This is a genomic window from Silvibacterium acidisoli, from assembly GCA_022870745.1.
In the GTDB taxonomy this organism is placed as follows: Bacteria; Acidobacteriota; Terriglobia; order Terriglobales; family Acidobacteriaceae; genus Silvibacterium.
Window position 1 is genome coordinate 3,572,607 of sequence record CP085323.1, and the last position, 22,441, is coordinate 3,595,047.

At 60.4% G+C, this 22,441-nt stretch carries 28 protein-coding genes; 26 read left to right on the plus strand and 2 right to left on the minus strand.

Going from position 1 to position 22,441, the window contains the following annotated elements:
- Positions 1-94 precede the first annotated feature (94 nt).
- From LJD29_RS14975 to LJD29_RS15095, 25 genes are all read left to right on the plus strand, one after another.
- Complete coding sequence (locus LJD29_RS14975) at positions 95-457, plus strand: FliM/FliN family flagellar motor C-terminal domain-containing protein (RefSeq protein WP_446742353.1); 363 nt, start codon at positions 95-97, stop codon at positions 455-457.
- On the plus strand, positions 457-753 hold the full coding sequence (locus LJD29_RS14980) for a flagellar biosynthetic protein FliO (RefSeq protein WP_446742354.1): 297 nt from the start codon (positions 457-459) through the stop codon (positions 751-753). Before LJD29_RS14975 ends, LJD29_RS14980 begins: the two co-directional genes overlap by 1 nt.
- A 14-nt stretch (positions 754-767) precedes the next feature.
- Positions 768-1,445: a flagellar type III secretion system pore protein FliP gene (gene fliP / locus LJD29_RS14985; protein ID WP_446745903.1), complete on the plus strand. Its 678-nt coding sequence runs from the start codon at positions 768-770 to the stop codon at positions 1,443-1,445.
- A gap of 10 nt (positions 1,446-1,455) precedes the next feature.
- Positions 1,456-1,725: a flagellar biosynthetic protein FliQ gene (locus LJD29_RS14990; RefSeq protein ID WP_446742355.1), complete on the plus strand. Its 270-nt coding sequence runs from the start codon at positions 1,456-1,458 to the stop codon at positions 1,723-1,725.
- 3 nt (positions 1,726-1,728) lie between these two features.
- On the plus strand, positions 1,729-2,505 hold the full coding sequence (locus LJD29_RS14995; protein WP_446742356.1) for a flagellar biosynthetic protein FliR: 777 nt from the start codon (positions 1,729-1,731) through the stop codon (positions 2,503-2,505).
- The gene (locus LJD29_RS15000; protein ID WP_446742357.1) at positions 2,505-3,593 is read left to right on the plus strand and encodes an EscU/YscU/HrcU family type III secretion system export apparatus switch protein; all 1,089 of its coding nucleotides are present in this window, start codon (positions 2,505-2,507) and stop codon (positions 3,591-3,593) included. The genes LJD29_RS14995 and LJD29_RS15000 overlap by 1 nt, the downstream gene beginning before the upstream one ends.
- A complete protein-coding gene (locus tag LJD29_RS15005) occupies positions 3,590-5,704 on the plus strand; it encodes a flagellar biosynthesis protein FlhA (RefSeq protein WP_446742358.1) in 2,115 nt (704 codons plus the stop codon). Before LJD29_RS15000 ends, LJD29_RS15005 begins: the two co-directional genes overlap by 4 nt.
- A gap of 60 nt (positions 5,705-5,764) precedes the next feature.
- Entirely contained in the window at positions 5,765-6,622 is an 858-nt protein-coding gene (locus LJD29_RS15010) for a FliA/WhiG family RNA polymerase sigma factor (RefSeq protein WP_446742359.1), read from the plus strand.
- Between the two features lie 6 nt (positions 6,623-6,628).
- Positions 6,629-7,564 (plus strand): flagellar motor switch protein FliM, encoded by a 936-nt coding sequence (locus tag LJD29_RS15015; protein ID WP_446742360.1) that lies wholly within the window; start codon positions 6,629-6,631, stop codon positions 7,562-7,564.
- 37 nt (positions 7,565-7,601) lie between these two features.
- Positions 7,602-8,336 (plus strand): FliM/FliN family flagellar motor switch protein, encoded by a 735-nt coding sequence (locus LJD29_RS15020; RefSeq protein ID WP_446742361.1) that lies wholly within the window; start codon positions 7,602-7,604, stop codon positions 8,334-8,336.
- Positions 8,324-9,214, plus strand: coding sequence for a hypothetical protein (locus LJD29_RS15025; protein ID WP_446742362.1), 891 nt, complete (start codon positions 8,324-8,326; stop codon positions 9,212-9,214). The genes LJD29_RS15020 and LJD29_RS15025 overlap by 13 nt, the downstream gene beginning before the upstream one ends.
- Before the next feature lie 44 nt (positions 9,215-9,258).
- A complete protein-coding gene (locus LJD29_RS15030; protein ID WP_446742363.1) occupies positions 9,259-9,642 on the plus strand; it encodes a response regulator in 384 nt (127 codons plus the stop codon).
- Between the two features lie 35 nt (positions 9,643-9,677).
- A complete protein-coding gene (locus tag LJD29_RS15035; protein WP_446742364.1) occupies positions 9,678-10,163 on the plus strand; it encodes a chemotaxis protein CheX in 486 nt (161 codons plus the stop codon).
- Positions 10,164-10,206: 43 nt separating this feature from the next.
- On the plus strand, positions 10,207-10,971 hold the full coding sequence (locus LJD29_RS15040; RefSeq protein ID WP_446742365.1) for a flagellar hook-basal body protein: 765 nt from the start codon (positions 10,207-10,209) through the stop codon (positions 10,969-10,971).
- A 34-nt stretch (positions 10,972-11,005) separates the two neighbouring features.
- The gene (gene flgG, locus LJD29_RS15045) at positions 11,006-11,794 is read left to right on the plus strand and encodes a flagellar basal-body rod protein FlgG (protein ID WP_446742366.1); all 789 of its coding nucleotides are present in this window, start codon (positions 11,006-11,008) and stop codon (positions 11,792-11,794) included.
- 219 nt (positions 11,795-12,013) lie between these two features.
- Positions 12,014-12,217 carry a hypothetical protein gene (locus tag LJD29_RS15050; protein WP_446742367.1) on the plus strand — a complete coding sequence of 68 codons (204 nt, stop codon included), beginning with the start codon at positions 12,014-12,016 and terminating at the stop codon, positions 12,215-12,217.
- On the plus strand, positions 12,217-12,942 hold the full coding sequence (locus LJD29_RS15055; RefSeq protein ID WP_446742368.1) for a flagellar basal body L-ring protein FlgH: 726 nt from the start codon (positions 12,217-12,219) through the stop codon (positions 12,940-12,942). The genes LJD29_RS15050 and LJD29_RS15055 overlap by 1 nt, the downstream gene beginning before the upstream one ends.
- An 8-nt stretch (positions 12,943-12,950) precedes the next feature.
- The gene (locus tag LJD29_RS15060; RefSeq protein WP_446742369.1) at positions 12,951-14,087 is read left to right on the plus strand and encodes a flagellar basal body P-ring protein FlgI; all 1,137 of its coding nucleotides are present in this window, start codon (positions 12,951-12,953) and stop codon (positions 14,085-14,087) included.
- Positions 14,087-14,437: a hypothetical protein gene (locus LJD29_RS15065; protein WP_446742370.1), complete on the plus strand. Its 351-nt coding sequence runs from the start codon at positions 14,087-14,089 to the stop codon at positions 14,435-14,437. The genes LJD29_RS15060 and LJD29_RS15065 overlap by 1 nt, the downstream gene beginning before the upstream one ends.
- A 70-nt stretch (positions 14,438-14,507) precedes the next feature.
- A complete protein-coding gene (gene flgM, locus LJD29_RS15070) occupies positions 14,508-14,801 on the plus strand; it encodes a flagellar biosynthesis anti-sigma factor FlgM (RefSeq protein ID WP_446742371.1) in 294 nt (97 codons plus the stop codon).
- A gap of 36 nt (positions 14,802-14,837) precedes the next feature.
- Positions 14,838-15,107, plus strand: coding sequence for a hypothetical protein (locus LJD29_RS15075; RefSeq protein ID WP_446742372.1), 270 nt, complete (start codon positions 14,838-14,840; stop codon positions 15,105-15,107).
- A 69-nt stretch (positions 15,108-15,176) separates the two neighbouring features.
- A complete protein-coding gene (gene flgK / locus LJD29_RS15080) occupies positions 15,177-16,598 on the plus strand; it encodes a flagellar hook-associated protein FlgK (protein WP_446742373.1) in 1,422 nt (473 codons plus the stop codon).
- Between the two features lie 21 nt (positions 16,599-16,619).
- The gene (flgL, locus tag LJD29_RS15085) at positions 16,620-17,519 is read left to right on the plus strand and encodes a flagellar hook-associated protein FlgL (protein WP_446742374.1); all 900 of its coding nucleotides are present in this window, start codon (positions 16,620-16,622) and stop codon (positions 17,517-17,519) included.
- 78 nt (positions 17,520-17,597) lie between these two features.
- Positions 17,598-18,380, plus strand: a complete 783-nt coding sequence (locus LJD29_RS15090) for an ABC transporter ATP-binding protein (RefSeq protein ID WP_446742375.1) — start codon at positions 17,598-17,600, stop codon at positions 18,378-18,380.
- Positions 18,368-19,999 carry a hypothetical protein gene (locus LJD29_RS15095; protein ID WP_446742376.1) on the plus strand — a complete coding sequence of 544 codons (1,632 nt, stop codon included), beginning with the start codon at positions 18,368-18,370 and terminating at the stop codon, positions 19,997-19,999. Before LJD29_RS15090 ends, LJD29_RS15095 begins: the two co-directional genes overlap by 13 nt.
- A gap of 215 nt (positions 20,000-20,214) precedes the next feature.
- Here the strand turns inward: LJD29_RS15095 and LJD29_RS15100 are convergent, their stop codons facing one another.
- Together LJD29_RS15100 and LJD29_RS15105 are read right to left on the minus strand one after the other, a co-directional pair.
- Entirely contained in the window at positions 20,215-20,709 is a 495-nt protein-coding gene (locus LJD29_RS15100) for a protein-disulfide reductase DsbD domain-containing protein (protein ID WP_446742377.1), read from the minus strand.
- Positions 20,709-21,368 carry a TlpA family protein disulfide reductase gene (locus LJD29_RS15105; RefSeq protein WP_446742378.1) on the minus strand — a complete coding sequence of 220 codons (660 nt, stop codon included), beginning with the start codon at positions 21,366-21,368 and terminating at the stop codon, positions 20,709-20,711. Before LJD29_RS15105 ends, LJD29_RS15100 begins: the two co-directional genes overlap by 1 nt.
- 67 nt (positions 21,369-21,435) lie before the next feature.
- Here LJD29_RS15105 and LJD29_RS15110 point away from each other — a divergent pair, with 67 nt between their 5' ends.
- Positions 21,436-22,413: a KpsF/GutQ family sugar-phosphate isomerase gene (locus tag LJD29_RS15110; RefSeq protein WP_446742379.1), complete on the plus strand. Its 978-nt coding sequence runs from the start codon at positions 21,436-21,438 to the stop codon at positions 22,411-22,413.
- Positions 22,414-22,441: the final 28 nt, after the last annotated feature.

Sequence of the window (22,441 nt, forward strand, 5' to 3'; positions counted from 1 at the left end):
GCCGGAAAGCGATCCTCGGCCGCCCTCTTTTTCTTAATTTTCTCTAATATTGCTGTCTTAGCTTCGGTCATGCATTTGCACTTTCACAGGCATCATGGCCGAAACCATTGTTTCTCCTGCGGCTTCTGCTTCAGAGCCGAATCCTGCGTCTGCCGGAGTACCTGATCCTGCGGCCGTCCAGCTTCTTCATCTGCGCAATGATCCGCCGGTGGCGAAGCCGCTTACTCTGGCTCACGACTCGTTGCTGGCACGGCTCCCCGTGCAGCTTGATGCCACGGTGCCGGTGCCGTCCTTTCGCGTGCAGGACCTGCTGTCTCTCGAGCCTGGAACGGTGCTCGAGAGCCGCTGGGTGCACAGCGAAGATATACCCGTATGGTGCGGAGGCGTGCAGCTGATCTGGGCGGAGTTTGAAGTGGTGGAGCAGAAGCTGGCCGTGCGTGTGACGAGGATCAGCTAATGGCTACCCTCCAGAACATTTCTTCGTCTGCGTATCCCTCGCCCTTTGGCCGCCATGCTCTTCTTCTGCGGAAGGCCATTTCCTCGTTCCTTTCGCGTTGCCTGAAGACGAGGAAAGCTGGCGAACGCCTCCTCATACTTGAGGAGAGACTTTCAATCGGGCAGAAGGAAACGCTCACACTCGTGCAGTGCGCCGGACGGCGCTACCTGGTGGCCGCTGGTGGCGGCAATATCTCGCTGACAGAGGTGCCATCGGTCTCGATGCGCCGGCCGCGTAATCGCAAGGAGGAACAGTGATTTCTCTTCTGCTGATGAAGACGGCCAAGCTGCCTGCTCTGCCTTCCTTCGATGCTCACGCAGCGGGCGCGTCGGTTCCATGGACGATCGTCTTTGTGCTGACGCTGATCACGCTTCTGCCTGCCATTCTGCTCTCGATGACGCCGATGGTGCGCCTCCTGGTCGTCTTTCATTTTCTTCGCCAGGCGCTGGGCACGCAGACCGCTCCCAGCAATCAGATCCTGATGGGCCTTGGGCTGACGATGACGTGGTTTCTGATGCAGCCCGTACTTCTCGATGTGCAAAAGCAGGCGGTCGAGCCCTTCGAGCAGGGGCAGATCTCCGGATGGCAGGCCATTGAGCGCGGCGCCACGCCGCCTCGCCTTTACATGCTGCATTACGCGCGCGAGAAGGATCTTGCGCTCTTCACCTCAGCCGCCGGGTTGAGCCGCCCTGCCCGTCCGGAGGATTTGCCCATGCGCGTGGTCGTGCCGGCTTACATGCTCTCGGAGCTCAAGGCGGGCTTCACCATTGGCGCGGTGCTTTTCCTGCCCTTTTTGCTGGTGGATATGGTGGTGGCCTCGATCACGACTTCGATCGGCATGTTTCAGTTGCCGCCGGTCGTGATCTCGACACCGCTCAAGATTCTTCTTTTCGTGATGGCAGATGGGTGGAACCTGCTGGCCGGTTCGCTGCTCAAGAGTTTTTCCTAAGGAAGGTCGAATGGCTCCCGATCAGGTCACAGAATTGATGCGCCATCTGCTGCGCGAGGCCATGCTGGTGAGCGCTCCGGTGCTGATCGCAGCCAGCGTCACCAGCTTTGCGCTGAGCTTGGTTCAAACACTGACCTCGCTGCAGGAGCAGACGCTCACGACGGTTCCGCGCCTGCTGATCGTTGTCTGTCTCATGCTGGTTGCCATGCCGTGGTTCGTGCGGCAGATGATTGGCTATACGCTCTCGCTTTTTACCGATTTCCACCGCTTCCTCGGATAGACGATGCCCGATCTCTCTATGCTGCCCGGCGTCGAATGGCCCCGCTTCCTCCAGGCGATGATCCTCGTTCTCTTCCGCGTCGGTGGAATGATGGTCTTCGCTCCCGTGCTTTCTTCTGACGCGATTCCAGCACGGGTGAAGGCGCTCTTTGCGCTGGCTGTGGCATGGCTGCTGGCACCGGTAGTCTCCGCTCTGCCACTGGCCCATGCAGAGCTTGGAGCGAGAGCGATCTTCGGCGAGCTTGGGATTGGTTTTGTGCTGGGCTTTTCGCTCTCGATGCTGAGCGAGATTCTGCTCTTCGCCGGGCAGTTGATGGGCTTCCAGTTCAGCTTCTCGCTGGTAAACCTGCTCGATCCGAATTCGCAGATCGAAACACCCTTGATGAGCCAGATGTTCAGCCTGCTGGGCACGCTGGTGATCCTGGGAGCGGGACTGCATCGGACGATGCTGCTGGCGTTGTTGCGCAGCTTTCGCTCGGCGCCTCTCGGCAACGTTTTCTTTGAGGGGCACAGCGGGCTTGTACTCTTTCATCTGCTCAGCGGAGTCTTTCTGGCTGCGCTCGAGCTTTCCGCTCCTGTTCTGGCGGCAACCATGCTGGTTGAGGCTTCAGTGGCCATGCTGGGCCGTCTTTCACCGCAGCTGCCCGTGATGATTATCTCCGTTCCTGCGAAGACCCTGCTCGGCTACATCGTGTTGATCGGTTCGCTCGCGCTCTGGCCGCGTTTTCTCGAAGGGCGCTTCAACTTGCTGCTCGATGGGGCGGAAAGACTGGTGCGCTGATGCCCGATGAGCGCACAGAACGGGCGACTCCCCGGCGACGCCAGGATGCTGCAAAAAAGGGAGACCGTGTCCGCAGCCGCGATCTCGTTTCCGCGATATCGTTGCTGGCTGGAGTCGCTGTCCTCGGTCAGATCGCTTCGCACTGGGTGGTTCAGTGGCAGGTTGACTACCAGCTGCTGCTGTCGCTCAGCATGCCTGCAGCATGGCGGGAGAGTCAGATGCCGACGACGCTGCTGGCGATACGCCACGCTATGGTTCTTGTGTTGTCGCCACTGTCGCTGCTTTTTGCGGCCGTGGCCGCCAGTTCGCTGGTGGTTTCGGTGGCGCAGGGCGGCGGGATGCAGATCAACTTCGAGATGCTGCAGCCGCAATGGAACCGTCTTAATCCGCTGAGCAATTTCAAGAATACTTTTTCTCTGCGCGGGCTTACGCGCATCGTCAAATCTCTGCTGCCTGCCGCGGTGCTGGCAGCGCTGGCCTTTGCGCGCATTCAACGGCAATCGTCCATTGCGCCGCTTAGCCTGGAGCGGCTCCCGGCGATGTTCGTTGCCGCCTACGGCATTCTGCTCGATACGGCGTGGATTCTCTTCGCATGGTCGGCCATCGATTACCTGGTGGAGTGGCGGAGCTGGGAGAGCCGCCAGAAGATGTCGCGGCAGGAGATTCGCGATGAACACAAGCAGAGCGAAGGCAGTCCGCAGGTTCGCGGCCGCATCCGCAACCTGCGCCGCCAGATGCACCGCAAACTGCTGCGCGCCGATGTGCGCCGCGCCTCCGTTGTCATCACCAATCCGACCCACTACGCCGTCGCACTGAGTTTCGATTTCGAAACGATGGAGCCTCCAAAGATGGTTGCCAAGGGTCGTGATCTGATCGCTGCGCAGATCCGCGAAGAGGCACGCTGGGCAGGCGTGCCGATGGTCGAGAATCCTCCGCTGGCTCGCTCGCTCTACCGTCATGTGGAGCCGGGGCAGGCCATTCCTTTCAACCTTTACGCAGCTGTTGCCGCGATTCTTGCTTACCTTTACCGCCAGCAGGTGGAAGAACGGGTACGCAGGGAGCGGCTTCGCACGAGGGAACGTTCATGAGTGCTATTCAGACCGTCACTTCCGATCTATCCGCGCGGGCTCCGGGGCGCAGGCAGGGCCTGCTGAAGCTGGCCAAGGACCTGTCGCTGCCGATAGGCGCGATCAGCGTCATCTTCGTGATGCTGGTTCCGGTTCCGGCCTTTCTCATGGACCTGCTGCTGGCCTGTTCGATGGCGGTGTCGGTGCTGGTCTTTCTAGCCGCTGTGCAGATACGGCGTGCCACCGACCTGTCCGTCTTTCCTTCGCTGTTGTTGCTGCTCACTCTCTTCCGGCTTTCCTTGAACATCGCTTCGAGCCGCCGCATTCTGCTGCATGGCAGCGAGGGAACCTCCGCTGCCGGCAGTGTCATCGAGGCATTCGGGCAGTTCGTCGTCGGCGGCAACTATGTTGTCGGCTTCGTGCTCTTTCTCGCGCTCATTGCCATTCAGTTTCTGGTGGTGAGCCACGGCGCGGTGCGCACGGCGGAGGTGACGGCGCGCTTCACGCTCGATGCGCTGCCCGGCAAACAGATGTCGATCGATGCCGACATGAACGCCGGGGCGATCGACGAAGCAACGGCCCGTAAGCGCAGGCAGGCGGTTGCGCAGGAGGCCGAGTTCTACGGCGCGATGGACGGCGCGGCGCGCTTCAACCAGCGCGATTCGCTGGCGACCATCCTGATTACAGCGATCAACATCGTAGCCGGGCTGCTGATCGGCACGCTGCAGCAGGGCATCGCTCTTAGCGAGGCGGTGCGCACCTACACGATTCTTACCGTAGGTGACGGGCTGGTGACGATGATCCCGTCGCTTCTCGTCTCGGTCGCAGGCGGCATGGTGCTCACGCGCGCCTCGTCAGCCGGAGCGCTGACATCGGAGTTGGGTTCACAGCTGTTCCGGAGCGGCACGACGCTCTACGTGTGCTCTGGTGTGATGGCTGCGCTCTGCCTTGTTCCTGGGCTTCCGAAGCCGGCGTTTCTCTTGCTGGCTGCCGCACTGGCCTGGTTCGGCAGGTCTGTTGGGAATCGTCCCCTGGCCGAGGCGGCGGCGCCCGGCGCAGCCCGGGCTGCGGACAAGGCTCAGCCAGAAAATATGGCGGCATTGCTCAAGGTGGACGAGCTGAGCCTTGAGATCGGCTTCCAGCTGATTCCTCTGGTCGATGAAAAACAGGGAGGCCAGATGCTGGCGCGGGTGCGTGCGCTGCGCCGCCATCTTGCCGGCGAGCTGGGCTTCCTGATTCCTGCCGTGCATATTTCGGACAATCTGAAGCTGCGTCCTCGCGAATATGTCTTCTCGCTACGCGGACTCGAGATCGGACGCTGGCAGACGGAGGGCAACGGCGCGATGCTGGCGGTTGCCGCAGACGCAAAGCTTCGTCCGATCGCCGGCAAGGAGACCCGCGAGCCGGCCTTTGGCGTGGAAGCGCGATGGATAGCGCCCGCGCTCGAAGCCCAGGCGGTGGCCGCGGGCTATTCAGTGGTGGATACGGTGACGGCCATCAGCACGCATGTTGCGGAGATGATCCGCCAGCATGCGCATGAGCTGCTGAGCCGGGCCGAGACGAAACGGCTGCTCGATTCGTTGAACGAGAGTCATCCCAAGCTGGTCGAAGAGCTGGTGCCGAAGCTGCTGACGCTCGGCGAGGTGCAGCGCGTACTGCAGGCCCTGTTGCGGGAGCAGATCTCGATCCGTGACCTGGGTTCGATCCTCGAGGCGCTGGTAGAGGCGGCAAATAACACCAAGAGCCTGCCGGTGCTGGTGGAGGCGGCGCGCCAGGCGCTGGGCCGCCGCATGGTGCAGCCGCTGCTCGATGCTTCCGGCACGCTGCGCGTCGTGCTGCTCGATCCCGCGGTCGAGGAAGAGCTGGCAGCTATCTTCGCTCCGGAGAGCGCGGGACGTCTGCTGACCGATGGCAGATTGCAGACGGTTCCGCTGTTGAAGCGGGTTCTTGATTCTGTGAAGCAGCTAATGGCGCCCGCTTCTTCAACGGCCCTTCCCGTGCTCCTTTGTCAGAGTCCGGCGCGCTATCACCTGCGCAGGTGGCTCGAACCTGTGTTGCCGCGCGTGATGGTGATGGCGCCGTCGGAGATTCCGCCGGATGTGAATCTTCGTTCGATGGGCGTGGTGCGGTAGGTGTGAGCCCGGAAGAATCGATGCGGCAGGCAGGCGGGGATACGACACGAGATGCAGGACATGTGTTTGGGAAGAGAAATGCAGCCCGGCGCGGAGATGGGCACGAATGGCACCGACGCGGTGCCGCTAACGATACTGCATTCGGGCTTGCAAGGGGTTTCAGCCACGGTGGACAAAGAGACGCAGGCGGGAGGGATGACCAGCGAGCAGGAGCGTATGCTCGTCGAACACTTACCAACGGTCCGTTATCTGGCGCGAAAGATTCACGAGCGTCTTCCTCAGCATGTGGAGATGGACGACCTGGTGAGTGCCGGTGTGCTCGGCCTGATCGATGCTTTTCAGAAATTCGATCCCAATAAGAAGGTGCAGTTTCGCAGCTATGCGCAGTTCCGCATTCGCGGGGCGATTCTCGATAGCCTTCGTACTCTTGACTGGAGTCCGCGTGAGCTGCGCCGCAAGGGGCGCGCGCTCGAAGAGGCGATTCGCGCCCTTACAGTACGCCTGGGCCGGGCTCCTTCAGAGCCGGAGATCGCACTCGAAATGGGCATGGAGCTGGGCGAGTACCAGCAGCTGCTGGGTGAGCTGAAGGGCCTGGAGATCGGAACGTTGCATGTGGAGCGCAGCGAGGATTCCGGTGAGGAAGAGCTCGCCTACATACCGAACAGTCCCGAAGAAGATCCCCTCTTTCGTTGCCTGAAGAGCGAGATGCAGAGCCGTCTTGCGGCTGCGATCGATCAGCTTCCCGAGCGTGAGCGGCTGGTAATGACTCTCTACTACTACGAGGAGATGACGATGAAGGAGATCGGTCTCACGCTCGGTGTAGTGGAGTCGCGTGTTTCGCAGATTCATGCCTCGGCGGTGCTGCATCTGCGCTCCGCGCTGGGTGCAATGAAAAAACCTGCAAAGAAATCGGAGTAAGGATCTATGGAAAAGACTCTCAAGCAGGATGAAATTGACGCTCTCTTTCAGGCGGCGCGTGCCAAGAAAACCGCTGCGTCGCCGGAGAAGCCTACGCCGGTGCAGTCTTACAGCTTCGCGCGCTCCGGGCAGATCAGCAACGAGCAGATGCGGGCCATCAGCCTGCTCAACGATATCTTTGCCCGTAATCTCACGCACAATCTCGGCGCCTGGCTGCGCACCACCTTCCAGGTCAACCTGGTTTCGGCCGAGCAGATGCCCTTCAGTGAGTTCATGCTCCGTATCCCGGAACTCTCCTATGTCTGCTCTGTGCGCCTTGAGCCATTGCGGGCGCTTTCGGTGATGCAGATGGAGCTTGCGCCGGTGCCCTCGATGATCGACCTGCTGCTCGGCGGCGAGGGGCAGACGCAAATGCCACGCGAGCTTACGGATATCGAGGAGTCGATCGTTTCGAGCGTGGTCGAGGTTATCTGCCGTGAGCTTAGCTCGGCGTGGCAGCCGGTGGGGCTGAGCTTTCACTTCGAGCAGCGCCAGATGCAGACGCAGATCGCGCGCCTGATGCCGGTTGCGGAGAAGACACTTTGCCTGAGTTTCGAGCTGCGCATGCCGGGTGCGAGCGGCCTGATGAACCTCGCCTTCCCGGCCGTGGTATCGAATACCGTGTTGCGCAGGCTGGTCGGTGACTGGACGCGCCAGCGCCGGCACGCTGTGGAGACAAGGGAGCGGATGCGGGAGCGCATCGGAAAAGCCGTGGTCGGAGCCGCTCTGCAGCTGCCTTCGAGAAGGCTGCCGGCGCGGACAATCGAGTCACTCCGGCCGGGCAGCATCCTGAAGCTGCCATTGGCCTCGCACCAGCTCTCGGAGTTCCAGGTTTCAGGCGTACCGCTCTTCCGCGCGACCCCCGTCAGCCGCGGTGAGTTTCGCGGTGCTCATCTTTCATAAACATACCCGGTCCAACTGAACCATTTGAGGAGAAACGATGAAGACACTTCTGGAACGATGGCTGGCCGGTGCTCCGGCCTTCTTCCGCTCCGAGTTGGGAGCGGCGACCACCCTCGCAGCCGGCGAGCGTATGCCCTCTGCGGCTGCCCTCTGCTTTTCTCTGCGCGTGAGTGGCGCGATAGCAGGGCTTTTTACCGTAGCGGTGGACAGGGAAGGGCTGCGCAGGATACTGACCGTGGCCGGTGTCACGCCGGATACGCCCGATGGGACTCGCGACGCCGAGCTATGGCGCGGGCTGCTTGAGCAGGCAGCCCGGACGATCTTTCCGGCAGGCAGTGAGATTGCCTTTATCGCGGTGGAAGAGAGGGCATGGCAACCGGGGCTTCCTGCCGCGGCCTATGAGCTCAGGCAGGGCGACGCGGCGATGGTCATTGCGTTTGCCGAGCAGGCGAGGGAAGCGGTACATCCGGAAGCCGGCAGCAGTGCATCGTCGAAGTTCAGTCCGGCGGCCATCGACCTGCTGCTCGATGTCGAGCTCGAGGCTTCCCTGCGTTTCGGCTCGCGTGAGATGTCGCTCGACGAAGTGCTTGAGCTGGGCCCTGGCGACGTTGTCGAACTCGACCGGCATGTCTCTGACCCGGTCGATCTGCTGGTTGGCGACAAGATCGTTGCTCGCGGCGAGGTGGTGCTTGTCAACGGCAGCTTCGGGCTGAAGGTGCTCGAAGTAGCAGAGCCGAAGAAGGCCCTGGAGAGTATTCGATGCCTGTTCTAGGGAGACGTTCCGAAGTGGAGAATGGCGGACGGGCTGCAGCGTGGCTACCGGTCTGCGCCAATGAAAGCTGTGCGAGCGGCTGGCTGCAGATGTGGCGCAACCGCCGCGCGCCGGTCATCGAGGGCGGCTGGGTATGCAGCCCGGCCTGTACCGAAGCGCGCATTGCAGGACTGCTGAAGCGCGAGCGGCAGCAGCAGGGCGATCTGCCTGCGCTGCACCGTCATCGCGTACCCCTTGGCCTGGTTCTGCTCGCCGAAGGGTGGATCACCCGCGAAGATCTGCGGGCGGCCCTGGAAGCACAGCGGGGCGGCAGTACCGAGCGTATTGGCGCCTGGCTGGTGAATCACGCGGGGCTGGAAGAGCATCGCGTGACGCAGGCGTTGAGCATCCAGTGGAACTGCCCTGTCTTTACCGCGACAAGTATCCCCGGCGCCCCTCCGCTGCCCGTGGTTCCGCGGCTGTTTATCGACAGCTTTGGCTGCTTCCCGCTGCGTCTTTCGTCCGTATCCTCGAAGCTCTATCTGGCCTTCGAGGATCGCATCGATCACAGCCTGGCGCTGGCTATCGAACGTATGACTTCCTTAAAGGTGGAAGCTGGCCTGATGAGCAGCTCTCTCTTTTTGCCGGCGCAGCAGCAGGCGCTGAAAGCGCGCTTCCCCCGCACCCGCATCCTGGAAGCGGCCTCAATCGAGGCTCTGGCGCGCTCTCTCGGCCGCCTGGTCGAGCGGGAAAAACCGGCAGAGATGCGCATTGTCCGGCTGCACGATCTGTACTGGGTCCGTTTCTGGAAGAGCCATCCCGGTGAAGAAGACGGTCGACCGCAATTGAAAAACGACGGTTGGGAAGACGTTATCTGTTCTCTCGGCAGCTTCTCCTAGAGTTTCTCGCCGCGGGGTCGATAAGAGCATTACGTGAGGATTGCATGAGTGATATTTCTGCACTGATTGTGGACGACTCTTCGGTGATGCGGAAGATCGTGGAGCGCGCGCTTCGCCAGGCTGGTCTTTCGCTGGTGAACGTGCATGAGGCGGCAAGCGGCGTCGATGCGCTGGAAATTCTGCGCCGGGAAAAGGTGGAGTTGATCCTTTCTGACATCAACATGCCCAATATGGACGGCCTGGAGTTCCTGCGCCAGCTTCGATCCGAAGATCTCGCCCCCGAGGTGCCGGTCGTGATGATTACAACCGAAAGCAGTGAGGAGCATGTAAAGGAAGCGATCCTGGCGGGTGCGCAAGGGTATATCCGTAAGCCATTTACGCCGGAGCAGGTTAAGGAACGTGTGCTGCCGCTGCTTGGCGCAGTCTAACCGTTCCACAATTTCTGATTTTGGGAGAAGAAAAGATGGCCTCATTGACGACTGGAGCGGCCGAATTCGGCGCCTATGCCGAATATCTGGACGCGGCCGTGGACGAAGTCTTCAGCATGATGATGGGTGAGCCCTGCACGCCTGTGAATGAAAGTCCGATGGAAGAGCGGGAGACGATCTCGGCGGTCATTGGTCTGGCGGGCGCGATGAGTGGCACCTGCGTGCTGCGCGTGGGAGAGCAGGTAGCAATGGCGATGGCATCGACCCTTTCCGGGGTTACTGTGGAGACCATTGACGACACGGTGAAGGATGCTCTCGGTGAGATCAGCAATATGGTGGCGGGCGCGTGGAAGGGCCGGCAGCCACTGCTTGCCTCCGGCTGTATGCTCTCCACGCCGACCGTGGTCAGCGGAACCCATTACCAGTTGCACATTCAGAAGCCCGAGTTCCGCATCGAGCGCTACTATCGCTTTTCGGAGTGCTCGTTCGGTATCAGCCTGACGTGCGAATCCATGCAATGAGGATTTTCTAACCCGCATAGCCCCGTTCTGGCCCATCTCCTGCATGAACTTACTGCAGCAGGAGGTACGGCAGGTGGACAGCGGTTACTATGCGGCGTATTCCGGTTTGCTCGCGCGCACCGAAGCACTTGATTCGGCAGCCAGCAATCTTTCCAATTCCGGCACAAAGGGCTTCCGCGCGGAGCGAGAGTATTTTCGCTCCGCCATCATGGGGCCCGACGCCCTCTCTTCGCAGCTCAATCGCACGGTCAACAATTTTGGTGTGCTCGGGGGCAATACTCTCGATCTCGGTCAGGGTGCCCTCGTGCCTACAGGTAATCCACTTGATGTGGCGATCGAAGGCGAGGGCTTCTTTGCGGTACGCGCGAAGAACGGGATTCGTTATACGCGCGATGGCCAGTTTCAACGGTCGATCGATGGAACGCTCATCAATGAGCGTGGCGAAGCGGTGCTCAATGCGCAGAAGCTGCCGGTGCGCATTCCCTCCGGAGACACGGTCATCAGCTCGGAAGGCATCGTCTCGGTAGACGGAGCCATTGCCGGCAATCTCGGTCTCTTCAAGTTTGCTTCCGCAAATTCCATCGTCCCAGAGGGCACTAACCTCTATGCGCCGGTCGATGGCGCGGCTCCATCTGTGGCCAAGGGTTCGCTGCATCAGGGCGCGCTTGAGGGCTCGAACCAGGACGCGATACAGGGAACATTGCAGCTCATTCTCGTACAGCGCCAGGCGGAGATGATGCAAAAAGCTCTCACCCTCTTCAGCAACGAGTTTGACAAAACGGCCAGCGAAGAGCTGCCCAAGGTTTAGCCCTTCCACCAGAAGACGATTTCAGGAGACCAGTATGATCCGAGCCTTGTACACGGCTGCAAGCGGCATGAGCGCCCAGCAGATGAACCTCGACACGATTGCCAACAACCTCGCGAACTCTTCCACGGTCGGCTTTCGCCAGCGCGCGTTACAGTTCCAGGACATGATCTACCAGAACCTGGTGACACCGGGTGCCGGACAAAGCCAGCAAACGGTCTCTGCCGGACTGCAGATCGGCCTGGGAACCAAGTCCGCGGCGACCGAGTTGATCATGACGCAGGGCGACTCCAACCAGACCAACAATACCTACGATCTGGAGATCCAGGGAGCCGGTTTCTTTCAGGTACAGCGCCCCGACGGGACGCTGGCGTACACGCGTGCCGGAAACTTCTTTCTAAACAACCAGGGAACGATGGTCGATGCGCAGGGCGACCAGCTGGTGCCAAACATCACCATCCCGCCGACCGCGACCGCTGTCACGATCACGCAGTATGGCGTCGTCAATGCCACGATGCCCGGCCAGCAGAACCCGACGCAGCTTGGGCAGATTCAGCTGGCGAACTTCGCCAATCCCGGGGGCCTCGAGAGTATGGGCGGCAATCTCTACCAGTCGACGCTCTCATCGGGCGACGCTGTGCTCGCCAATCCCGGCGGCACGGAAGGCATGGGTACCCTGCAGCAGGGATACCTTGAGAACTCGAATGTCGATGTGGTGGGGGCTTTTGTACAGATGGTGCTCGCGCAGCGGGCTTACGAAAGCAATTCGAAGGTCATTACCGCGGCCAACGACATGTACAGCGAAGTTAACAACATGGTGAAGTAACCAACGTGATGCGAATCCTTCTGCTACTTGGCATGATATGGAGCGCGGCAGCAGCAGCGCAGGCCGCATCCTGTGGCCTGCCGGCCGCGGTGGCTGATGCGGCGACCGGGCAACGATGGCAGCGCGTCGTCAACTGCGAGCACCCGGAGTGGCCCGCGAAGCTGGTGCCGCTCGAAGTCTCAAAGACAACAGCCACTCACGGCCTCAACGCGTGTCGCCGTGGAAGAGGTCCGTGCAGGCACGGCGGTGGATCTGTGGAGCGGTACAGGGGCGGCAATACATGTAAAGAGTGTCGCTCTTGAAACCGCGCAGGTCGGTCAGCCGATACATGTACGCGGTGTCCTGGGCACAGCCGCGCTGCGTGGCATCGTGCGCGGGCCCGGCTCGGTCGAACTCGCGCCTGCGGGATGGAGAGGGAACTGATGCATTCCAGAGGTCGGCTCATTTGCGCGTCGATTGTTTTCCTGTTGGTTGGCACGCCGCTGATTCAGGGCAGCACGCAGGACAAAAAAAAGGCGGCCCCGAAAGCCTCGCCACCGGATGCTGCGCTTGCGGCTTACATCGCTCACGTGCGTGCGGAGAGCGCGGTTGAAGTTCGCACGCCGGGCTCGCTGTGGATCGATACCGGGCGGCTGACACGCATGACTTCGGATGTGAAGGCAAGCCACATTCACGACCCGATCGCCATCGTGGTTTCAGAGAGCCTGACCGCTTCGACCGACGGCACTGTGAAGAACTCGCGGGCCTCCACGGCAACCTCGCAGATCTCCGCGCTGCTGGGCAAGCTCGGTGGCGGCAATGCACTGAATAACCTGCTGAACCAGAGCTCTGCTTCCGGGCTGAATGCGCAGGGGCAAAGCGTGACCGATTCCAGCCTTAGTACCATCCTTGGCGGCGAAGTCGTGGACGTATTGCCGAACGGGACATTCGTGATCCAGGCGGTGCGCCAGGCAACATTCAACCAGCAGACGCAGCTGATCAAGCTGCGGGGACTGGTGAGGCCCGATGATGTGAACGCCCAGAACCAGGTTCTCTCGACTGCCATTACCGATCTTGAGCTCGAGGTCGTGGGCAAGGGCATCATCAATGACTACACCTACCGGCAGAATGCCGTCGTCCGCTTCCTTGAGAAGCTGCTGATCTTCTAGGAGAGCCCATGCGCCTCATGATTCTGTCTCTCGTGTTGCTGGTCGCCTGTCCCGTAGTTTCTTCGCAGACGGCTGTCATGGCCGATGCCGGGGTGGCTGCGCGACGCGTACGTGTCAAGGATGTGGCATCCGTCGAAGGTATCCGCGATAACCAGCTGGTAGGTTATGGCATCGTGGTGGGACTTCGCGGCACCGGGGACAGTACCCAGACCGTATTTCCTCTGCAGACGCTGGTTTCGGCGCTCGAACGCATGGGCGTGAACCTGCCGCAAAACGCGACCACGGCCTCCATGCGTACGCAGAATATGGCCGCCGTTTTTATCGCGGCGACTTTGCCTCCATTCGCGCGGCCCGGTAACAAGATTGACGTAACGGTCTCCTCTGCGGGAGATGCCCGCAGCATAGAGGGGGGGCTGCTTCTTATGACGCCGCTCTATGGACCCGACGGGCAGATCTACGCGCAGGCTCAGGGGCCGCTGGTACTGGGTGGTTATTCGGTTACTGCCAACGGTAATACGCGCTCGCTCAACCATCCCACGACTGGACGCATTCCCGACGGGGCGATCGTCGAGCGCGCCGTTCCTCTCGATCTCACTCATATGAAGAAGCTCTCGTTGCTCTTGAACGATCCCGACTTTCGTACGGCCAGCATGATGGCGGACGCGATCCGTCAGCAGGTGGCAGGGACGGTGGCCAGGGCAGTGGACAGCCGGCGCATCGAGATCGAGCCGCCGTCCTCGGCGGATATCCCTGAGCTGCTGGCCAGGGTCGAGTCGGTGGAGATCGAAACCTTTCCTCGTGCCCGCGTGGTCGTGAACGAACGCACGGGAACGGTCGTGATTGGCGGCAACGTGCGCTTGCAACCGGTCTCCATCCTTCATGGCGGGCTGGTCGTAAATGTCATCAGCCAGTACCAGGTATCGCAGCCCAACGCCCTGTCTTCAGGATCCACGCAGGTGGTGCAACAGACGACGATCGATGCGCAGGACAAGCCCGCAAACCGCATCGAGCTGAAAGAAGGAGCGACGGTGGATGACCTGGTCGCGAACCTGCAGCAGATCGGCGCGACCGCGCGCGACATCATCTCGATACTGCAGGCAATGAAGGAAGCGCAGGCACTTGAGGCTGAACTGGAGGTTATGTAATGAGTCTTTCCGTGAACGCTCTTTCGAGCAATCAGCAGCCGATATCGTCTGATAACCCGAGGCTGGGCAAAGCTGCCCATGAGTTTGAGGCCAGCCTGATGAAGGAGTTTCTCAAACCGCTTGAGCACGATTCCCTCTTCGAGGAGAAAGGTGAAGACGGAGAGAGCGATGAAGGGGAGGGCAGCACCGGGGCGCTGATGAGCTACGGCTCCGAGGCGCTGGCGACGGCCATCTCCGAGCGGGGAGGCTTCGGCATCGCGACCAAAATACTGGATCATTTTCGGACAACTCGCCCCCAGGGTGACACAAAGGTGGGAGCTGAAAACAAAGGTTTTATTAAAGGTTCTTGAGCAGAAGAGAAGGTTTCTTATTACTAAAGTATTTCTCATCTGCGCCGATAAGCCGGGTGAGGAGACGCGAATGAACGTTCACAAGATGCAGCCAATCGCTCCGGCGGAGACAGGCGCGGTAACACGCTCCCAGGCAGGGACGGGAGCTTCTTCACTCTCATCGCAAGGGAAAGGCCAGACCTCGGCGAGATCTGCGGATCAGACCAGCCTGAGCTCTGCCTCGACGCTGGTATCGCAGGCTATCGGTCTGCCCGATGTGGACATGGCGAAGGTCGCAGAGGTGCAAAACGCGCTGGCGAGCGGCACCTACCAGGTCAGCAGTTCGGATGTCGCGGCGAAGCTGATCGACTCGCTCACACGTTAGAAAGTCCGGAAGGCAGAAGGCAAAAGGCAAAACAACATGGTCGAGCAGGAAAGCAAACAGGATCGTCCGGAATCCGTTGAGCGGATTCTCGAAGAGGCAATTCGTCTGCTGCTGGCAAAGGATGCCGGCAGGCTGAGTGGCCTGCTGGCGCGGGTGGAATACGGCCAGCTGCCGCAGGCCGCAGGGCATGGCGAGCGAGTTGTTCCGAAGATGCTGATGCTGGCCTCGCTGCTTGCGCGGACGCGGCGCAACCTGCGCCTGCTTGGGCGTGAAGGTGGGGCTGTAGACCGGGGCTACAGCAGGTAGTTTTATCGCCAGCCGGCAATCGGGGTGCTGGCCGTTTTTTGTCATCGATACGACGAAAGGGAAAGAGACATGGCCACACTGGGCATTGCTTTTAATATCGTCACGGCTGCGCTCGACGCCGACCAGGCGGCGCTGAACATTACCGCCAACAATGTGACGAACGCCAATACTCCCGGTTACACGCTGGAGGTACCGACCTGGCAGGAGAACGATCCGGTCACCATCAATGGAGTCAGTTACGGCCAGGGTGCCAGCGTTACCGGGGCGGCCTCGCAGCGCAACAAGATTCTGGTGCAGGCCCTGCAGCAGCAGGGGCAGGAAGCATCTTCCTCGACCGCGCGTCTGAGCGCCCTCGAGGAAGTGGAGGGAATCTTCAATGCCTCGGCGACCTCTGCCACGGATGGCACCTCTTCCACCAGCGGCCTGAGTCAGGATCTTTCCAGCTTCTTCGACTCGATTTCCGCGCTTGAGGCTTCGCCGGACAGCAACCCGTTGCGCCAGTCGGTGATTACCGCCGCTCAGAACCTGGCGAGCGATTTTCAGTCAGCCTCGGCCCAGTTGACCGCCCAGCAGAATCAGCTCGACCTGCAAAGCACCAGCGTCGTTACGCAGGTGAACTCGCTCACGCAGTCCATTGCCCAGTTGAACAAGGAGATCCAGTCGACGGACCCTGGGCAGGATGCGGGGACGCTCGAAGACCAGCGTGAGGAGGATGTGGAGCAGCTTTCGCAACTCGTCGGCATCAACCAGATTCAAACGGAGAACAACGGTCTGACCATTACCACATCGAGTGGCGCGCTGCTGGTTTCCGAGGGGCAATCGTATGCGCTTTCGAGCGGTCCGCTTGACGGCTCCACGCATATCTTCGATTCCCAGGGTAACGACATCACCACCTCGCTTGCATCCGGTGGAGGTGAGCTTGGCGGTGTTCTTACGGTACGTGATCAGGATATTCCGGGGATCATGAGCTCACTCGACACCATGGCCTACGATCTCGCTACGCAGGTGAACGCGGTGAACGAAGCGGGATCGGACGCGAATGGCAATCCCGGCACGGCGATCTTCAATATCTCGTCCACCTCCTCTGGGGCAGCGGCTTCGATCTCGGTCGCGATCACCGACCCTTCGCAGATCGCCGCTGCAGCTTCAGGCGCGGGTCCGGGGGATGATACAAACCTGCTGGCCATGGCCAGCCTGGCGAACCAGGCGGTGGTTGACGGCACTACGCCATCAGATTATCTCTCCGACTTTTTCTCCTCAATCGGCAGCCTGGTCTCGCAGGTGTCCACGGAAAACACGGCACAGGAAGCTTCCGTATCCCAGCTGCAGGAGCAGGTCGACTCCTACTCCTCGGTCAACCTCAACGACGAAGCCTCGGCGCTTGAAACGCTCGAGCAGTCTTACCAGGCGGCATCGAAGATCTTCACCATTCTCGATAACGTCATCAGCTCGGCCCTTAACCTTGGCATTCAGGAAGGCTTCTCCGTCTAACGGCAAGAAAGAGAGAGCATCATGCGCGTCGATCCGAATTACATCACAAGTCTTGTACAGTCGCTTGATCTGACCTCGGCGAACGAGCAGACATATACTGAAGAGATATCGAGTGGCGTAAGCCTTAACAGCCTGAGCGACGATCCCGCGGCTGCAGGATTAAACACGCAGCTGATCAGCGAGCTCGGTGCGAACGATACCTTTTCGACCACGGCCGGTTCGGCGGAGAGCATGCTGCAGGTGACCGACACCGCGCTGGGCAACGTGGTTACACAGCTCACGAATGCGATCTCGCTTGCCACGGAGGCTGCGAATGGTACTTCGAACTCCTCCGACCTTGCCACGGTGACGACACAGCTGACCGGCATCCGCGACGAGGTGCTCTCGCTTGCGAACTCGTCCTACCTTGGGCAGTATCTCTTTGCGGGAAGCCAGACTACGACCGAGCCCTTCACGCTCGACACTTCCACCAGCCCTGCATCGGTTACGTACAACGGCGATGACGGCGTCAGCTACGTGATGACTCCCACCGGTCAGCAGATACAGACCAACATGCCGGGCGACCAGATCTTTACCGGTACTGACAATGTTCTCAGCACGCTGAACAACCTGATCGCGGATTTCTCCAGCGGGTCGGCCTCGGCCAGCACCTCCTCCGATATCTCTTCTCTCAACTCGGCTCTGAACTATGTGGATCAGCAGCGGTCGGTGCTCGACAATTCCATCGATCGTCTTTCGGCATCGAGTTCGTACGCCGGCAGCGAGTCTGTTCAACTCCAGTCGTCGCAAAACGCACTCATCCAGACCGACGACGCGAAGGTGGCCACGCAGCTCTCCGAGTCGGAAACGCAGGGGGATGCGATTACCCAGATCATCGCGGCGTTGGAACAGCAGGGCAATCTTTTTACCGTGATGCAATAAGCCGCCGCGGAATCGCCGCACGAGCGAAGACAGGCAGCGAAGAGGATTCTGAGGCCTGTCTTTGCTATGCTTGCGCCCATGGACACTCCCGCAATTGCCTGTCGCAACCTCACGAGAAGGTTCGGCGATTTCATCGCAGTTGACGATGTTTCTCTGGCGGTGACTCCCGGGCAGTTTTTCGGTTTTCTCGGGCCGAATGGCGCAGGTAAATCGACCACGATCAAGATGCTTACCGGCCTGCTCGAAGCGAGTGGCGGCGAGATCGAAATCCTCGGGCAGCGTTTTAACGCAGGCTCTTATGAACTCAAGCGGCAGATCGGAGTCGTGCCGGAAAATATGGCGTTGCTTGAACGCCTTACAGCGGCTGAGTACCTGCGCTTCGTAGGACGCATGTATGGTCTGGACCGCGAAACCACAGCGAGCCGCTCTGAAGAGTTGCTCGGCTTCATGGGGCTGGCTTCAGAGCCGAAGAAGCTTGTTGCCGATTTCTCGCACGGCATGCAAAAGAAACTCGCACTTGCCGCGGCCGTCATTCATGGCCCGAAACTGCTCTTTCTCGATGAGCCCTTCGAGGGACTCGACGCCGTTGCTGCAACTACGCTGAAGGGCATGTTGCAGGGGATGATTCATCGTGGAGCGACGATTTTTCTTACCTCGCATGTTCTCGAGATCGTGGAGCGTCTTTGCAGCCATGTTGCCATCATCGACAAGGGAAGGCTTGTTGCCAACGGATCGCTTGAAGAACTGCGAGAGGGAGTTACATCGACCGGCGGAGAAAAAATCACGCTCGAAAAGATCTTTCTCAACATCGTCGGCGCATCGCAGGCAGAAACCGTTCCGGAGCTCTCGTGGCTTTCCTGAGGCAGGTGGCGGCTGTTGCCCAGGTGCGGCGGTCGATGCTGATTCATTCGTTTCGTACCCGGCAGGGGCGATTCGACTTTGGTGCCCGCATCCTGACCGGGACATTCTTTTTCGTGCTCTGGCTGCTCGCCTCGTTCGGGGAAGGTTTTTTTGCGGCGCAGCTGGCGCGTAGCGGAAAGTGGCAGCTTCTGCCATTACTGTTGTGGCCTGTTATGGCCGTCTGGCAGCTTATGCCGGTCTTTCTGTCGCCGAAAGGAAGCCAGGGCTTTTCCATCTTTCTGCGTTTCCCGGTCAGCTTTTCGTCTTATTTCGGGCTGCATCTCGTCTTTGGCTTCTTCGAACTGTCCACATTGCTGGGCGGCTGCATGCTGACGGGGATCTGGACCGGTCTGGTAGTCGTTCGCCCCGGACTGGCGCTGCCCGCCGCAGTCGTTCTCGCTCTTTTCGGCTTCATGAATTTTGTGTTGAGCCGCGCGATCTTCGCATGGCTGGAGCGGTGGCTGGCGCAGCGACGTACGCGCGAAGTTCTCGGCACGCTCACGCTGTTTTGCTTTCTCGCGGTGCAGTTTCTCAATCCCGTGCTGCGTAACAGCTCTTCGTGGATACAGTCCGCCGCTCCCAGGATGGAACGATGGTTCCTTCTCCTACAGAAACCTCTGCCGCCTGGGCTCGCGGCCTCTGCCGTGCAGCTTGCAGCCCAAGGTAAATGGACGGCTGCCATCGCGCCCGCCGTGGGGGTCGCCGCCTTCCTTCTTGTCTTTGCACTCCTGCTAGCCCTGCGACTGCGCGGCGAGTATCGCGGAGAAACGACTGCCGAGTCAGCGGGCGGACGTGCCGCACTGCGCCCCCGGCGCACGCCTACGAGATTCAGTACCGTCAGCATGAGGAATTCCACTCCGCTCGCAGCCATCTTTGAAAAGGAGTGGTTATATCTTCGGCGCAGCGGCGTGCTGCTCTACAGCCTCGCGGCTCCGCCTTTCCTCGTGCTTTTCTTTTTAAGCTCGCATGCGACGGGTGCACAGGTGGCCACGTATCGCGGATTCGCATTGCCGATGGGCGCGGCGTACGCGTTCCTGGGACTCACCCGCATGATTTATAACTCGCTTGGCGGCGAAGGCGCAGGGCTTCGGCTCTACTTTCTTTCACCAACTCCGATGCGAACGGTGCTGCTGGGCAAGAATCTCTTTCAAGCCGCGCTCTTTCTTGCGGAGATGGCCCTGATCGCGGCGATGATCTGCTTTCGCATGGGGCGTCCCGACCCGGTTGTGGCGGCTGTCACATTCTGCTGGCTGCTCTTTGCGCTTCCCCTGCAACTGGCGATGGGAAACATCCTCTCCGTGACCATGGGATATGGAATGAACCTTACCCGCCTCTCAAGCGAACGGGGAGCAGGAGGAAATGGACTGCTTGGCATTCTGATTCAGCTGGTAATCGTAGGCCTGGGAGCGCTCGCTTATCTGCCGTTTCTCTTCAGAGGTGATCCGGCTTACGCGGTGCCGATCCTGCTGGGTTTGGCGTGCATGTCCACCTGGTTCTGGTGGAGCGGGCTCCGCCGTCTGGATCGCGTGGCCCTGAGCCGCCGGGAACAATTGATCGAAAGCGTCGCCCGCGCAGCGTGAGCGAGAGTAGGACGAGGCGCATGCAGAACCGCCTGCGAGAACTGCGTCTCCCGCAGTAACCGTCATCCTCGCGGATGTTGACACCCGCCACACTTACGCTGTTGAGGCAGGTGCAACGATCTTGGAGCAGTTGCGCAAAACCGTTTGCGGAGCGCATCAGTACGGCGCCGAGGCATCCCGGAAGACTGGGCGCCACGATGGCGCGATAAACCGAGTTACTTTGCGACGACGTCGATCGTTACAGGAACCTTGCGCGGCGGATAGCAGGAGTTCGTATCGCAGGCCTGGTAGCGCAGTGCGCCCTGTATCAGGTGGTCGCCGGACGTGGCCTTGACGTGAGCCTGTACGACGAACTCGCCTGTGTATACGCTCAGTTTGTCATTGGGAGCGGCAGCAAGGGTGTAGTCCGTTCCGGCGGGAAAGTTGACCGGACCTATATTCAGTCCCGGAGGCTCGATCACCATCAGCTGCGTCGGGATCAGGCTCTTCTCGCGTGGCGCGTGAGAGTTGATGTGCAGCCCGTCATTGACCTTGAAGTGCAACTCCACGACACGGTCCTGTCCGGCAGCAACCTGTATCTGTTCCGGATAGAGGAAATGCACCAGCTGGTTCTTGTCGGCCGGCGCCGGATCGTTCTGCCATGGCAGTTTCTGCGCTCCGGCAGCCATTGTCAGGGCGGCAACCGCCGCGCATGCCATCAGGCGGCGCACTACGATTGGCCTTTCGTTGTGTCTCCGCCGGCAAGCGCCTTCTTGATGTTTGCCTCGATCTCGTCCCGGTCAACGAGACCGACCGTTGATCCTACAACCTTTCCGGTGCGATCCACGTAGAAAGTCGTTGGCAGGTTATCGATTCCCCCGTAGGGTTTTGCGACATTGCTGTCGTCATAGAGCACGGGATAATCGATTCCGAGTTTCGCTGCGCCTTCCGCGATTTCGCGCTTTTCCTTGAGCAGCGCGGCCGGGTCGTCGAGGTCGAGATCGTCTTCTGAGACACCCAGGATCTCCAGCCCCTGGCCCGCATACTGCCCGCGCAGCTTCACCAGCCAAGGAATCTCAACCTTGCAGGGGCCGCACCATGTCGCCCAGAAATCGATCACGACCGCCTTGCCTTTGTAGCTCGAGAGCGAGACCTTCTTGCCGTTCGTATCGGACAGCTTGAATTCCGGTGCCTGCTTGTTGGCCAGGGGATTTGTAAAAACCGGCTCGGGAGAATCTGTGCCCTTTGTAGGGGACTGCGACAGCACCGCCTGGATCTGCTTTGCCTTGGCCTGTTCCGCGGCGCGGCGGCGATAATTCGCCAGACCCGCCCACACCATGACTGCCAATACCGCAACGACTACCGCAACGACCAGAAGATTCCGTTTCACGTCTTTGTCCGCCTTTGCCTTCCCCTTTATTCTAGTCGAGCCGCTGTCCTCTGATAGCATCGACTCTTTGACGGAACACACACCATCCCGGCTGGTTCGCATTGAGGCCGAAGCGCTGCTCGCGCTTGCCGAACGTCTCGATGGCCCGATGGCCGCCGGCTTTGAGCGCGCGGTGTCGATCGTGCAGCAGTGTGGCGACGCTCGCGGACGTGTCGTCGTGACCGGCATGGGCAAGAGCGGCATCATCGCGCAGAAAATTGCGGCCACGCTCAGTTCTACCGGAAGTCCGGCGCTTTTTCTGCACCCGGCTGAAGCGGTTCATGGCGACCTCGGCATGCTCACCCGCGGAGATGTGGTCATCGCGCTCTCGGCCAGCGGAGAGACCGAAGAGATTCTGCGTCTTCTGGTGACGATTCGCCGCATCGGCGACGCTCTGATCAGCTTTTGCTGCGATATGAACTCCACGCTCGCGAAAGCCAGCGATGTGGCTCTCGATTGCGGCGTTCCCGCCGAAGCCTGCGGCATGGGGTTGGCGCCCACAGCTTCCACCACTGCCATGCTGGCTCTCGGAGATGCATTGGCTATCGCGGTTTCGCTCAGAAAAGGGTTCCGGCCTGAAGATTTCGCCAGTCTGCACCCGGGGGGCAAGCTGGGCAAGAAGCTGGCGAACATCCGCCAGCTGATGCACACCGGCGAGGCCATTCCGCGCGTGACACCGGAGACCTCGATGACCGAGGTCATCTACGAAATGTCGCGAAAGAAGCTGGGAGTCACGACCGTCGAAGCAGGGGGAAAGCTGGTAGGCATTATCAGCGACGGAGACCTGCGCCGCCTGCTCGAGCAGGACGGTCCCGAGGCACTCAAAAAGACCGCTGGGGAAGCGATGAATCCGAAGCCGATGACGATCTCAGCCGATCAGCTGGCCGTGCGCGCCCTGAGCCTGATGGAAGAGAAGAAGATTACTTCGCTGGTCGCGGTCGACGCGGAAGGGAAGATCGAAGGGGTCGTACACCTGCACGATCTTTGGGAAATAGAGTTGATCTAGCTGGTGAAGCGGTTTTTAGCAATCAGCG

Bases quoted from the DNA above. Each gene is read 5' to 3' on its own strand.
- LJD29_RS14975 (WP_446742353.1), top strand. From the start codon at position 95: ATGGCCGAAACCATTGTTTCTCCTGCGGCTTCTGCTTCAGAGCCGAAT.
- LJD29_RS14980 (WP_446742354.1), top strand. From the start codon at position 457: ATGGCTACCCTCCAGAACATTTCTTCGTCTGCGTATCCCTCGCCCTTT.
- fliP (WP_446745903.1), top strand. From the start codon at position 768: ATGAAGACGGCCAAGCTGCCTGCTCTGCCTTCCTTCGATGCTCACGCA.
- LJD29_RS14990 (WP_446742355.1), top strand. From the start codon at position 1,456: ATGGCTCCCGATCAGGTCACAGAATTGATGCGCCATCTGCTGCGCGAG.
- LJD29_RS14995 (WP_446742356.1), top strand. From the start codon at position 1,729: ATGCCCGATCTCTCTATGCTGCCCGGCGTCGAATGGCCCCGCTTCCTC.
- LJD29_RS15000 (WP_446742357.1), top strand. From the start codon at position 2,505: ATGCCCGATGAGCGCACAGAACGGGCGACTCCCCGGCGACGCCAGGAT.
- LJD29_RS15005 (WP_446742358.1), top strand. From the start codon at position 3,590: ATGAGTGCTATTCAGACCGTCACTTCCGATCTATCCGCGCGGGCTCCG.
- LJD29_RS15010 (WP_446742359.1), top strand. From the start codon at position 5,765: ATGTGTTTGGGAAGAGAAATGCAGCCCGGCGCGGAGATGGGCACGAAT.
- LJD29_RS15015 (WP_446742360.1), top strand. From the start codon at position 6,629: ATGGAAAAGACTCTCAAGCAGGATGAAATTGACGCTCTCTTTCAGGCG.
- LJD29_RS15020 (WP_446742361.1), top strand. From the start codon at position 7,602: ATGAAGACACTTCTGGAACGATGGCTGGCCGGTGCTCCGGCCTTCTTC.
- LJD29_RS15025 (WP_446742362.1), top strand. From the start codon at position 8,324: ATGCCTGTTCTAGGGAGACGTTCCGAAGTGGAGAATGGCGGACGGGCT.
- LJD29_RS15030 (WP_446742363.1), top strand. From the start codon at position 9,259: ATGAGTGATATTTCTGCACTGATTGTGGACGACTCTTCGGTGATGCGG.
- LJD29_RS15035 (WP_446742364.1), top strand. From the start codon at position 9,678: ATGGCCTCATTGACGACTGGAGCGGCCGAATTCGGCGCCTATGCCGAA.
- LJD29_RS15040 (WP_446742365.1), top strand. From the start codon at position 10,207: ATGAACTTACTGCAGCAGGAGGTACGGCAGGTGGACAGCGGTTACTAT.
- flgG (WP_446742366.1), top strand. From the start codon at position 11,006: ATGATCCGAGCCTTGTACACGGCTGCAAGCGGCATGAGCGCCCAGCAG.
- LJD29_RS15055 (WP_446742368.1), top strand. From the start codon at position 12,217: ATGCATTCCAGAGGTCGGCTCATTTGCGCGTCGATTGTTTTCCTGTTG.
- LJD29_RS15060 (WP_446742369.1), top strand. From the start codon at position 12,951: ATGCGCCTCATGATTCTGTCTCTCGTGTTGCTGGTCGCCTGTCCCGTA.
- LJD29_RS15065 (WP_446742370.1), top strand. From the start codon at position 14,087: ATGAGTCTTTCCGTGAACGCTCTTTCGAGCAATCAGCAGCCGATATCG.
- flgM (WP_446742371.1), top strand. From the start codon at position 14,508: ATGAACGTTCACAAGATGCAGCCAATCGCTCCGGCGGAGACAGGCGCG.
- LJD29_RS15075 (WP_446742372.1), top strand. From the start codon at position 14,838: ATGGTCGAGCAGGAAAGCAAACAGGATCGTCCGGAATCCGTTGAGCGG.
- flgK (WP_446742373.1), top strand. From the start codon at position 15,177: ATGGCCACACTGGGCATTGCTTTTAATATCGTCACGGCTGCGCTCGAC.
- flgL (WP_446742374.1), top strand. From the start codon at position 16,620: ATGCGCGTCGATCCGAATTACATCACAAGTCTTGTACAGTCGCTTGAT.
- LJD29_RS15090 (WP_446742375.1), top strand. From the start codon at position 17,598: ATGGACACTCCCGCAATTGCCTGTCGCAACCTCACGAGAAGGTTCGGC.